This is a genomic window from Myxacorys sp. (genome assembly GCF_059501405.1).
Window position 1 is genome coordinate 16,741 of the sequence record NZ_JCACCM010000091.1, and the last position, 11,954, is coordinate 28,694.

Here is an 11,954-nt window from a genome sequence, read left to right on the forward strand (position 1 = left end):
TTTTATCCCCCAAAGCCCTATCCCTAGAGGAGTGAACCCGTGAAAGAGCTTCGAGCCATCGGCGCAATGACCGCCGCTACGATCGCACTATTTGCCAGTCAGCCTGCATCGGCTGCCCCGACCCAAGTGAGCAATGTCCGGCTGAATCCGACGGGATCAGGGGTGGATGTTGTGCTAGAAACGCAAGGCGGCAACAAAGCGCCACAAGTGTTTAATGTCAATCGGGGCAATACGTGGACGGCTTACGTTTTTAATACTCAAATTGCTCAACCGTTTCAGCAAGCTAATCCTGCACCGGGAATTGCCTCGGTTTCGGTGAATGCGATCGGCGGTAATGGAATTCAAGTTGTGGTGGTAGGTCAGGCGGGAACGCCGACAGGTCAGGTGGCAAGCCGCAATGCTCAAGGCGTGATTTTGAGTGTGGCGAGTACGGGCGGTGTGGCAACGGCTGGCAACGGCAGAGTGGCTCAAGTAACTCCAACCGTGGCTCAGGCTGCCCCGACGGCTCCGGCTAAAGCTCCGGGCGCAGTGATGATGCAAGTTACGCCTCGTCCGCCATCAGGGATGCCAGTTGCGCCGTTTGTGCCCAATGCTCAGATTCAACCGAGTGGCGCACCGTTTGTGCCGACTGCACCTGTTCCGCCCTTGTTGCCACGTGCGATCGCGCCTCCCGTGGGCGATCAATCGGTTGCAAACATCGATGCTTCTCCATCCGCAATTGACCTTGGAACGAATGAAAGAATTCCTCGCCTCGTCCTGCGCGATGCTCCAGTGCGAGAAGTGCTGGCATTGCTGGCAAAAGCAGCAGGCTTAAACTTGGCATACAGTGAGGGTGCTGGTGAGGGACAAGCTCAGGGAGCTAATGGAGCCTCAAAGTCGGGCGGTCCTACCATCTCTCTTGATATTGAGAATGAAGCCGTTCAAGATGTCTTTAACTACGTGCTTCGGATTACCTGCGTTCCAACTGGTGGACAGGGTGCAGCAGGAGGAGCACAATGCGCCGCTTTGGAGGCAAACCGAGTTGGACGGACTATCTTTGTTGGAACTCGTTTACCAGACGAAGCACGTAATATTACTTCTCGAACTATCCGTCTCAATCAAGTTTCAACTGCCGATGCAGCGGCATTTCTAACAACCCAAGGCGCTGAAACTCAGCGATCAGTTGATCGACTTCGGATTGAAGAAGTTGGATCAGGTACAAATAAGCGTTTTGTTGAGACTCGCGAGCCTACGATCATTGCATTAAGAGCAGAAGGAGGTGGCGCTCCACTAGTGCTAAGAGGGGTTGCAATTTCGACGAACGATCGCCTTAATTCGATTACTCTGACTGGCTCTCCTAAGAAGGTAGAAATAGCAACAGGATTTCTTATTCAACTTGATGCCCGTAAACGTCAGGTGGCAATTAACGTCAAGATTGTAGATATTAACCTGCTGAAGACAGAGGACTTTAATACCAGTTTCTCGTTCGGTGTTGGTAACAACTTCTTCAACGTTGATAGGGGAGCCGCAGTCTTTAACTTTGGTCAATATAGACCCCCAACGGCGGCGGAAAGCGCAGGAAGCCTGACTGGTAATCCGACCATTGATAACCCTTATGCTGGCGGCAACTCATTTCTCAATTTTGGTAACACTACCTCTGTTCCCAACACTTCGCCCGGTCTACGTGTTGTTAACAACGGCGTTGTAACGACTAACATTCCGAATGGCAGCGCTACCTTCGGGTCGCGAGCCGCAGGAACAGGCAATCCCTTCAACGCTGGCATTACTGAGGTTACTCCTGCCACTCAAGATATAACAACATTCTCAACAACCACCGACCCAACAACGGGTAGGTCTACAACCACTGCAACCTCTACTCCAGGTGTAATTGGTACAGTGACCTCTGCTCTACCGTCCCTTTTCAAGTATCCGAGCCAGTTCTTGTCTCGCTTGCAGGCCCAAGTCGTGAGCGGTAACGCCAAGGTGCTGTCTGATCCAACCGTAGTAGTTCAAGATGGTGAGAAGTCTAGTGTGCGTCTAACAAGCGAGATTTTCGCAGGATTTAAGCGAAGTATCCAAGCTAACGGCGTACAGAGTAACACTGTTGACGAGCCAATTATCAAAGAAGCAGGATTGATTCTCAATATGCAGGTTGATCGAATTGACGATAACGGTTTCGTCACGATTCGTGTTAATCCAGTAATTTCGTCGCCCGGATCGTCTGTGCAAACTCCTCAAGGTCAAATTACATTGATCAATGGTCGAAGTGTTGAATCTGGTGCGATTCGGGTTCGGGATGGGCAAACGCTGATTCTATCTGGAATTATTCAGGAAGCCGATCGCGCCACTGTCACGAAGGTTCCGATTCTCGGTGATATCCCGATTCTAGGTTCCTTGTTTAGAAGCACGAATCGCAACAAGCAACGTCAAGAAGTGATTGTGATGCTGACACCAAGAATTATGGATGATAGCGATCGCTCTACTTACGGTTACGGCTATGTGCCGGGTAAAGAGGTGCGAGAGTTCATGCAACAGCAACAGCGCTAATTGGTCCAGTCACGTCATCACAGACTCATTGCCGAGGTTTAGAACACTCTAAACCTCGGCATTTTTATCAAGGATGGGGTGTGACCTCGGAATTCCAGGTTTTGATCTTGGAGTTCCGGGTTTTGATCTTGGAGTTCCAGCTTCTGAAGTCGAAGTTTCAGCTTCTGAAGTCGGAGTTCCAGCTTCTGAAGTCGGAATGTCAAGCTCTGATCTTGGAGTTCCAGGTTCTGAAGGTGAAGTTTCAGGTTTTGATCTCGGAAGGTCGCGTTCTGAAGGTGAAGTTCAAGGCTCTAAAGGTGAAGTTCAAGGCTCTAAAGGTGAAGTTCAAGGCTCTGAAGGCAAAGTTTCAGGTTTTGATCTCGGAAGGTCGCGTTCTGATCTCGAACGGCTCTGAAATGATGTCCGAACGAGGAGGCTTCAAACTGAACTTCCATAACTTGCTGTAATTCCTGCACCTCATCATTTCATTGCAAGCGCAACAGACGAGCGATCGCGCAAATTGTACCACCACAAACAGCCCCAGTGTAGAAGTCTACCGAGCAGCAAGACTGGTATTCTTTCGGGCGTAACGTTTTGCTCTCTTTATCACTGTGTCATTTCTCCCGCGTCTACAGCGTCAGGTCTGGCTGCTTGCGTTTGGTCGGCTCCTCTCTCAAATCGGTACAGGATTTACGCTCTTCTATGCGCCGATTTTCTTCGTCAACCAAGTTGGTCTCTCGGCAACTGCCGTTGGTCTCGGCATTGGTAGCGCTTCCATCTCTGGTATCATTGGACGGGCGCTCGGCGGTAGCTTTGCCGACTCAAAATTTTGGGGGCGCAGACGCACGTTACTACTGTCAGCAGCGATTTCTGCGATCGCATCGTTCTCACTCGCAGTTGCCTACAATTTCCCCACGTTTGTTCTCGGTAACCTTTTAGTTGGACTCGGAACCGGAATCTATTGGCCCGCCACCGAAGCAGTTGTTGCAGACCTAACGACACCCGATCAGCGCAATGAAGCGTATTCAATCACCCGTCTCTGTGATTCGTTGGGGTTAGGCATCGGCGTTGTTCTTGGTGGAGCATTAATTAGCAGCACCGGACTCTATCGATTGTTGTTTGTGATCGATGGCATTTCATTTATTGTATTTCTAGGGGTGATCTATTTTGCGATCGCAGAAACTAATCGCACCTTTAGCAAAGAATCTCAACTGAGTGGATGGAAAATTGCACTGAGCGATCGCAGGTTATTGATCTATGCGATCGCCAATACGATGTTTACGACATACATTGTTCAGATCGATAGCGCTTTGCCACTCTACTTTAGTAACTTCGTTCGGGTTAACGGTGCTGATCGTGGATTTGAACCCTCAACCATTAGCGCTTTGTTTACGTGGCATTTAGCACTGTCGGTTTTAGTGCAACTTCCCATCGCTCGTATCCTTAACCGCTGGCGACGATCGCAAGTGCTGATCATATCCGCCACCTTTTGGAGTGCTGGATTTCTGCTGATTTGGCTCACCGGAGTTTCGACCCAAGGAAATTTAGTTTGGGCCGCGATCGCGCTTAGTGTATTAGCCTGCGCGATCGTCACTTACACGCCCTCCGCATCATCCCTCGTCGTTGAGTTAGCTCCCGAATCCTTGCGCGGCGTTTACCTCGGCATCAACTCTCAGTGCTGGGCAGCAGGCTATCTAATCGGGCCTCCCCTCGGCGGTTGGGCACTCGATCAGACTCGCACCATTGCCAATGGATATTGGTTAGTGTTGATGGGCAGCGTTGCGATCGCGGTCGGAATTTTGCGATCGTTGGATACAATGATGATTCGCAACAGCGAAAATTCCAGTACAAATTAATTAGGATGAATTCAAAGCTTTGCAACCTCTTGAGAGCTTAGCAGAGCCAATTTCATCTTCTAACGCGCCATGTTCAAACAATGTTCAAAAGCCGCCTGCTCCTCAGTCTAACTGCCTTCATCATTAGCTTCTTCATCGGTCTGCTCACCGCGAGAGACTTTAACAAAGCCTTGCTCACAGGAGGCATCACCGTTGTTGCTAGTTTAGTCGGTGCTGCCGCCACAGAAGGACGTTACCGCAATGCTTTAAGTCAACGCGGCGAGGAATTAAAATCTCACATTCGGGCGCTCCAACGCAGACGCGCAGAGGCTTACGAAGCGCTGGTGATCATGACATCAGAACGCGATCAAATTGCTAATAGCCTTAACTCAATGCAAACGCAACTGCGCAATTTACAGATCCAAAGCTCTAACCTGTGGAAGCAAAAAGAAGAACTCAGTTGGAATCTTGGCACATCCGAACCGTCGCCCACGGCAAATCAAATGTATGGGCTGCAAGTCAGAATCAAAGAACTTGAACAAAAAGAAGCAGAGTTGAATCATTCTCTCTCTGCGACGCTCTCTGCCAAACAACGCGCCGAGCTTGCCCTCAAAACCAACCAAGCAGAACTAAACCAACTCCAAGCCCAACTGCTTGAACATGCGAACCGCAAAGACAACCTTGCCAAAGAAATCGCGGCCTTGGCCGCTCAAAAGCAGCAGCTAGAAGTAGAACTCGTCTCCCTGCAACCGAGAGTGGTCGATCTAGAACGTTACCGCACCGAGCTGAATCAGTTTTTAGCCTCTGCCGAACCAAAGCGGCAACAGGTTGAAAATAGTTCGAGATCGCTTCAAGGCGCGATCGAGCAACTGCAAGTGCAAATCTCATCGCTTCACGGCGAGTTGGGTCAACTCGAAACCCAGATTCTAGAACGGCGCGACCAGAAAGACATGCTCGATCAAGAGTTAGCCGCGCTCAAAGGAGAACTAAGTGCTTCAGAAAAAATTACAGCCGCTGATTCACCCGAACCTCAGACTAGCCAAATTCCTGAGGCCGGTTTGCCAACGATGGATTGGATGAATTTTTTCAATCAACTCCCCGATCCTGAATTTAAAGCCTTGATTGCGATCGCAGAACACTCCAACCCTAGCCCTGCCCTCAAGCAAATTGCGGAAGATCACCTGACGATGCCAGAGCTACTGATCGACTCAATCAACGAGCGAGCGATGGATACAGTTGGAGATTTGGTCATCGATCCCAGTGCCAACACTCCGATCGTTGCTCCAGAATATGCAGAGACGATCCACTATTTGTTAGAAAGTCTGCGAAAGTCCTAATGTAAGTTACAAGCGCTTCTTCAATAGCAGCGCTCCTGCCCCAAGGGTTAGAAGCGCGATCGCGGCAGACGGCTCTGAAACCTGCTCTCGCTCTATGACTTGTCCCGACGCCCGGATCAAAAAGTTTCCATCGCTGTAGAGCGTGGGCGTAAGTACACTGTAGTTATAGTCAACACGTTGCGGAAAGAACGGATTAAACGCAATGTAAGACTGATTTTTGGAATTGGGTTGGTTATTGCGATCGAGCTTGTCTAGCGCTGCCGGAAACTGTCCCTGGAGTTGCCCTGGCAACAGCGCTCCAACATAAAACTTCTTGCCCTGAATTTTGGCTGGAGTGTCGAATTTAATATCAAAGAAAGAATCCGTTCCTGGAGCGCTAATCTTAGCGTCTTGCTGTGTCAGGAGGTTGAGTTTGCCATCTCCATTTTCTTCATAGACCAGCACCTTAGCTATCAATCCTTCAGTTAAGCCGCTTTGGGGTAACTTTTCCTTTTTTTCTTTTGTGCAAGGATCGATCGCGACAGGCGTTCCCCAAGCGATCGACACCGAATCAATTAGGTTAGCGCGATCAATCACATCGAATTGATTCAGCCAAATGAAATCTGAAATCGGCGCACCGTTTTTCAACGTACAGTTCGTATCTGAGATGCCAACGCCTGATTCGCTTTGTCCATCATCAAGTTGATATAGCACTGAAGCTTGAGCGCCAGATGCAGCTAGTACGATCGCGGTAGTAATCACTCCTAGCACAGGCTCAAAAAGAACCGTTCTCAGATGTCCGAAGCGGAAGCTTAAGGGCACTAATGTACTGGCAAATCGCTGAATCATGAAGCTACATTCTCCCAAGCACAGTGACCTAGTTTTCAAGAAGGCATTCAGTATTACGAACATACTGGGGAAATTTCCGGAGGAATTGTAAGTTTATACAAGCAATTTCACCGAGGCTTCATGAAGCTTTCTAAATCCTCTAGGTCATTCTACCGAAGTAATAAGTATTACGTGGCAAAATCAAGCTCTTTTTCAAAGAATCCTGATATTCAGGACCGGAAAGAAGTAACACCTAAGTAAGCATTCAGAATCATTGAAATATTCTTTACTTATATACTCATACGGTCTTGCTGATCTTACTTTTAATTATATGAATTGATAGTGATGCTTAATGCAATTCAATGTAGCCGGTTGAATCATGTTAATCGAGTGAATCATACTTTTGGTAATGCTTCATGAGAAGGAATAAAAGTCATAAAAAATAAACTATTTATTTACTGAATAGACGGTTTAGATTAGAGGACAAATCAAGAATTCCTCACCCTCGTCGATCAAACCTCATCGAACAGTGCTACCCTAACGGTCTATTTGGAACCAAATCGGAACCAAAATCGCTCCTATTATTGACGCCTCATTGCACTATGCCTAAACTTCCCAAACGCATCTCTACGGCTTTAATCAACGCCCTCGGTGCAGGCGTTGTTCCGCGATCGGGACTAGAACATCTTGCCGTGGGTCGAGAGCAGGAACTTGCCACGATCCTGCAAGATTTGGAGCATGTGGCAGCAGGCGGAGCCTCGTTTCGGTTTGTGGTAGGACGCTACGGCGCAGGAAAAAGCTTTACTCTACAACTGATTCGGAGTGCAGCGATGGAGCGAGGCTTTGTCGTCGCCGATGCAGATATTACGTCAGAGCGCCGCCTTTCTGGGAGCAATGGCGCAGGAGTAGCCACTTACCGCGAACTCATGCACAATCTTGCGACTAAAAGCCGACCCGATGGCGGCGCGTTAGCCACAATCCTCGAGCGCTGGATTGCTGCCATTCAAACCCAAGTCGCGCAGGACACAGGCAAAAAGCCCAACGATGAGGGCTTTGATCAGCACGTTGAGGATCGCATTCGTGAAGTCACTCAAGATGTTTCGGATCTCGTCAACGGCTTTGACTTTGCAACGGTCATCATTGCCTATTGGTCAGGGTACCGTACAGGTAACGACGACAAAAAAGAAGCGGCGTTGCGCTGGCTGCGAGGCGAGTTTTCGACGAAGACAGAAGCGAAAGCGGCGTTAGGCGTGCGAGCAATTATCGATGATGACACTTGGTACGACTACATTAAATTATTTGCAAGATTTGTCGCCGATCTCGACTACAAAGGACTGCTGATTATTCTGGATGAAGTGATCCATCTGTTTAAGATTTCGACGACCGTTTCTCGCCAAAATAATTACGATAAGTTGCTCGCGATGTTCAACGACGCGATGCAGGGCAAAGTGAAGTATTTAGGAACCTTGATCGGAGGGACGCCTCAGTTTCTAGAAGACCCCCGGCGAGGACTCTACAGCGATCCGGCATGGCAACGCCGCACCGCACAAAGCCGATTTACAACCCAAGCTGGCGTAGTGGATGCGATCGCGCCTGTGATTCGTTTAGAACCCCTGCAAGATGAGCATGTGATCGAACTGCTTAGCCGCCTTGCTGCGCTCCACCAAGACCACTATGAGTACACTTGGACAGTAACAACGCCAGAATTGCAGACGTTTGTTAGGGCATTGCGCGATCGCGTGGGAGCAGAAACCTTGCTAACTCCTGGTGAAATTGTTCGAGATTTCATGGCAGTGCTAAACGTCTTGCACCAAAATCCCAATCTCACCTTGAACGAATTGATCAACAGCCAAAGCTTTCAAACCACAAAACCTGCGACCAAAGGCCCGCAGGTTGAAACCGATAACGAATTTGCAGAATTCACCGTGTGATGCGATTGATGAAAACTGCACTTCTAGAGTGCCATTGGTAAGCGCGATCGCGCTTACCAATCATTACCTAGACTAAAGGGAATCCGGTGGCAACACGACCCGCTTCGCTAAACCCAACGATCGCAGAACCTGAATTGCCCACCACGTCACGTCGATTTCCCACCATTTCCAGCCCGCTTTCGCCACATTGGGATGGGCATGATGATTGTTGTGCCAGCCTTCACCGTAGGTCAGAAGCGCTGCCCACCAAAGGTTACGGGAATTATCGTCTGAGTCAAACGTGCGATAGCCCGTCATGTGAGTTGCCGAGTTAATCAGCCAAGTGCTGTGCCACAAACAGACAGCGCGGACGATCAGACCATACATAACAAACGACCAGCCGCCCAGAAGATAGAGAACCACACCCAACGGAAGCTGTAACAGTAAAAAGTAGCGATCGAGCCAACGATAAAACCCATCTCGCTCTAAATCGGGTGCAAATTTTTTGTAAGAATCGTAGTCAAAAAACTTTGGTCGCGGGTAGAGTACCCAAAGCATATGACTCCACCAAAATCCGCGCTTTGCCGAGTACGGGTCGTTGTCTACATCTTCTGTGTGCAAGTGGTGCATCCGGTGCCCAGCGACCCAAAAAATGGGTCCACCTTGCATCGCTAATGCGCCAATAAAGGCAATGATGTACTCCAGCCATTTTGGAACCTGTAAGCTACGATGCGTAAGCAGGCGATGATACCCTAAACAAATTCCAATACTGCCTGTTAGCCAATGTAGTGCGATCGCGACGCCCAACGCCGACCAGGAAAAAAACCATGGGGCTAACAATGCCAGAGCGTGAATGGAGCCGAAGAACGCTACATTTAACCAACGTATCGATAACGCTGGCTCACCCGCAGGAACTGTTTGATGAGAAATAGAAGTCATGAACATCCTTTACTGAATGGATCTACTGAGTGGATCAACTTTCATCAGTGCCTCAATCGATAGTGAAACCGATAATAAAACCGATAGTAAAACTAACAATCAATCGACTGTGCTGATAGTTCTCCTCCTTCACACCTCTTGTTGGACGCCACTACAGAATCCAGATACAGTAGATGAGAAGATGCAAGTGACGCTTGCTATATCAGCTTAACAACCTTTGTTTATTAGTGCAAGTGTCACTTGCATTGTTTCTATGTCAACCCCGCGAAACCCGACTCGAAACCGTTTAATTGACGCGGCATTAGAACTCTTTGCTCATCAGGGCGTAACTGACACCACGACTAGACAGATTGCGGAATTAGCAGCAGTCAACGAAGTCACTCTGTTTCGGCAGTTTGGCAACAAGCACGGGCTGTTGCTCGCAGTGATTGAAGAAGCCGCTGTGTTTACACACATTGGGCAAACCTTAGTCCAACAGGGGAACCAAACCAGTAGCCTAGATGAAGCCCTGAAAGAATACGCCAACGCCAGTTTACAAGCATTGGAGCGTGTTCCTGAAATGGTGCGATCGGTAGTGGGAGAAGCGGGACAGTACCCGGCGGAGAACCGTGAGGCGCTAGGACGGGGTTTTTCTCAAGCCAATCGCTATGTTGCGGAATATTTTGAGACGGTGATCGATCGCGGTCAGCTCGACACTCATTTGTCGGCAAGTAAACTTGCAAGTTTGCTCAACGGCATGTTGCTCGGCTACGCCGTGATCGAGTTTACTAGCGAATTTCACGATTTGTGGCAAAACCGAGAGGATTTTCTGGACAGCCTCGTCACCCTATTTTTGCAAGGAGCAGTCTCCAATAAGCCGATCCAGGTTAACCAGAGCGCCGCATCGCGATCGCTAGTGGCTGATTTACCCGCAAGCGTGGTTCACACTCTGTTGCAACGGGCAAAGAAACAGGGCTTACAGGACTATGCCCTAATGTATGTGCTGTTTGGCGCTGGTTTGAATCCAGCAGAGCTTGTAGCGCTAGAGCGATCGCACTATTTCAGCGATCGCGCTCAGCAATTCCTCCAAATTACAACTGGTGTTCCTCGCCAAGTGCCAATCAATCAGTGGATCATGGGCAAGCGGTATGGAGCGTACCTAAAAAATCCCCTAGTTCAATGGCTCAAAAGTCGCAAAGATAATGCGTCTGCCCTATTCTTAAACGTAGATCATCAGCCTTTTACAGAAGCCGAGCTTCAACAATGGTGGCAAGAGTTGACCTTGGGCATGATCACCCCGGACGGACAGGCTCCAACGATCGTGCAAGCTCAGCAAACGTGGTGTGTAGAACTATTTCTACGGGGCATGACGTTAGACCAGATGCAAATTCTCACGGGTTGGAGACCCAACCAACTCGAACCCTACGCCCAACGAGCGAGAGAAAAAGCGGCGTTAGAGCAAGCCATCCGGCTAGATCAGAAAACCTAAGACATCAATCTAAGTCTTGCCAATCTTGAAGCAGAACAACCGCCCGAAATCTACTGCGCAATTAGCACAAAGTGCAACTCTGTAGATATGGTTTGGAGTTCGGCAAAGCGATCTCATCAACACTTGCATCAACACTTGCAGCAGCGGATAAGCTGCCCACATCGCTACTAAATCCGCCGCCATTTAACCGCGACTACAGCTCACCGATTTGCCGACGGAGTTCGCGAGAAATCATAACCCGATTGACAGCATGAATCACGCCATTGGAAGCTTGAATATCGGCCTGCACCACGCTGCCATCATTGACGATCACCCGCTGAGGCGTCACCTCGATCGCAAGACCGCCGCCGAGGGTCTTAACTCCGCCTGTCTTGAGCGCACTAGATCTGTATTCGCCAGGAGCAACATGGTAAGCCAGAATGCGAGTTAGCAATTGTCGATTTCTGGGTTGCAGCAGCTTTTCGAGTGTGCCTGCCGGAAGCGCCGCAAATGCTGCATCGGTCGGCGCAAAAATTGTGTAGCGTCCACCTCGGCTCTGCAAGGCATTCGTGAGTCCGGCGGTTTGGACAATTCTCGCTAACGTCGTAAAGGAACCCGCACTAGAAGCCTGTCTCAACAGCTCAGACGCCGAACTGCTGCTAGTATCAGCAGGCGTAGAAGGGCTAGGCTGCGCCGTTGGCGACGGCAAAGGAGTTGGGCTTTCAGAAGGCGTCGGCGTGGTTGAAGGCGTCGGGCTTTCAGAAGGAGTTGGGCTTTCAGAAGGCGTCGGCGTGGAAGGCGTCGGTGTAGGACTTTGGGCAGAGACTGAAACCCCTGTCAACGCCATCAGAAATGCTGATAGAAAAGCCAACGATCGCAAACGGGAACTGACTGGATAACGCATTACGAAACTATCCTCAAAAGGGAAGATAACTTAAAAGACGCTCACACTCTAAAGCAGAAATTAACAAATTCTCCTCTATCTAGAGAATTAGGCATTAGGTGCCCGTAAAACGGACATCTCCGATGTCATCAGCGATGCGAATAGCACTTGCATCCCCAAATTGTGGCATCAGGAGAACCTCTCCTGAGCCGAGAAGAATTCGATTAGTGCAAAGCGCAATAGACTTAATCGGCAATAGCTTAATCTAGAAGACATATAGTTATTCTCGCT

Annotated in this window: 10 protein-coding genes; 7 read left to right on the forward strand and 3 right to left on the reverse strand. The window is 49.3% G+C overall.

All coding sequences use genetic code 11. The features are described from left to right. Positions 1 to 39 precede the first annotated feature (39 nt). From AC5I6P_RS10745 to AC5I6P_RS10760, 4 genes are all read left to right on the forward strand, one after another. Positions 40 to 2,526 (forward strand): secretin GspD/PilQ domain-containing protein, encoded by a 2,487-nt coding sequence (locus tag AC5I6P_RS10745; protein ID WP_495693751.1) that lies wholly within the window; start codon positions 40 to 42, stop codon positions 2,524 to 2,526. Positions 2,527 to 2,599: 73 nt separating this feature from the next. Next, on the forward strand, positions 2,600 to 2,920 hold the full coding sequence (locus tag AC5I6P_RS10750) for a hypothetical protein (RefSeq protein ID WP_495693752.1): 321 nt from the start codon (positions 2,600 to 2,602) through the stop codon (positions 2,918 to 2,920). 196 nt (positions 2,921 to 3,116) lie between these two features. Continuing rightward, positions 3,117 to 4,361 (forward strand): MFS transporter, encoded by a 1,245-nt coding sequence (locus AC5I6P_RS10755; protein ID WP_495693753.1) that lies wholly within the window; start codon positions 3,117 to 3,119, stop codon positions 4,359 to 4,361. Between the two features lie 80 nt (positions 4,362 to 4,441). After that, the gene (locus AC5I6P_RS10760; protein ID WP_495693754.1) at positions 4,442 to 5,677 is read left to right on the forward strand and encodes a tellurite resistance TerB C-terminal domain-containing protein; all 1,236 of its coding nucleotides are present in this window, start codon (positions 4,442 to 4,444) and stop codon (positions 5,675 to 5,677) included. A gap of 6 nt (positions 5,678 to 5,683) precedes the next feature. On the opposite strand, the gene AC5I6P_RS10765 is transcribed toward AC5I6P_RS10760, so the two are convergent. Further along, positions 5,684 to 6,505: a hypothetical protein gene (locus tag AC5I6P_RS10765; RefSeq protein WP_495693755.1), complete on the reverse strand. Its 822-nt coding sequence runs from the start codon at positions 6,503 to 6,505 to the stop codon at positions 5,684 to 5,686. Between the two features lie 581 nt (positions 6,506 to 7,086). On the opposite strand from AC5I6P_RS10765, the gene AC5I6P_RS10770 reads away from it, so the two are divergent. Continuing rightward, positions 7,087 to 8,415, forward strand: coding sequence for an ATP-binding protein (locus AC5I6P_RS10770; RefSeq protein ID WP_495693756.1), 1,329 nt, complete (start codon positions 7,087 to 7,089; stop codon positions 8,413 to 8,415). 72 nt (positions 8,416 to 8,487) lie between these two features. Here AC5I6P_RS10770 and AC5I6P_RS10775 read toward each other — a convergent pair whose 3' ends face one another. Continuing rightward, positions 8,488 to 9,333 carry an acyl-CoA desaturase gene (locus tag AC5I6P_RS10775; RefSeq protein ID WP_495693757.1) on the reverse strand — a complete coding sequence of 282 codons (846 nt, stop codon included), beginning with the start codon at positions 9,331 to 9,333 and terminating at the stop codon, positions 8,488 to 8,490. A 253-nt stretch (positions 9,334 to 9,586) separates the two neighbouring features. On the opposite strand from AC5I6P_RS10775, the gene AC5I6P_RS10780 reads away from it, so the two are divergent. Continuing rightward, a complete protein-coding gene (locus AC5I6P_RS10780; protein WP_495693758.1) occupies positions 9,587 to 10,801 on the forward strand; it encodes a TetR family transcriptional regulator in 1,215 nt (404 codons plus the stop codon). Between the two features lie 193 nt (positions 10,802 to 10,994). On the opposite strand, the gene AC5I6P_RS10785 is transcribed toward AC5I6P_RS10780, so the two are convergent. Next, positions 10,995 to 11,342 carry a fasciclin domain-containing protein gene (locus AC5I6P_RS10785; protein ID WP_495693759.1) on the reverse strand — a complete coding sequence of 116 codons (348 nt, stop codon included), beginning with the start codon at positions 11,340 to 11,342 and terminating at the stop codon, positions 10,995 to 10,997. Positions 11,343 to 11,349: 7 nt separating this feature from the next. Here AC5I6P_RS10785 and AC5I6P_RS10790 point away from each other — a divergent pair, with 7 nt between their 5' ends. Then, positions 11,350 to 11,679, forward strand: coding sequence for a hypothetical protein (locus AC5I6P_RS10790; protein WP_495693760.1), 330 nt, complete (start codon positions 11,350 to 11,352; stop codon positions 11,677 to 11,679). Positions 11,680 to 11,954 lie beyond the last annotated feature (275 nt).

Coding starts and splice junctions, on each gene's coding strand:
- AC5I6P_RS10780 (WP_495693758.1), top strand. CDS start 9,587: ATGTCAACCCCGCGAAACCCGACTCGAAACCGTTTAATTGACGCGGCA.
- AC5I6P_RS10760 (WP_495693754.1), top strand. CDS start 4,442: ATGTTCAAAAGCCGCCTGCTCCTCAGTCTAACTGCCTTCATCATTAGC.
- AC5I6P_RS10775 (WP_495693757.1), bottom strand. CDS start 9,333: ATGACTTCTATTTCTCATCAAACAGTTCCTGCGGGTGAGCCAGCGTTA.
- AC5I6P_RS10750 (WP_495693752.1), top strand. CDS start 2,600: ATGGGGTGTGACCTCGGAATTCCAGGTTTTGATCTTGGAGTTCCGGGT.
- AC5I6P_RS10765 (WP_495693755.1), bottom strand. CDS start 6,505: ATGATTCAGCGATTTGCCAGTACATTAGTGCCCTTAAGCTTCCGCTTC.
- AC5I6P_RS10770 (WP_495693756.1), top strand. CDS start 7,087: ATGCCTAAACTTCCCAAACGCATCTCTACGGCTTTAATCAACGCCCTC.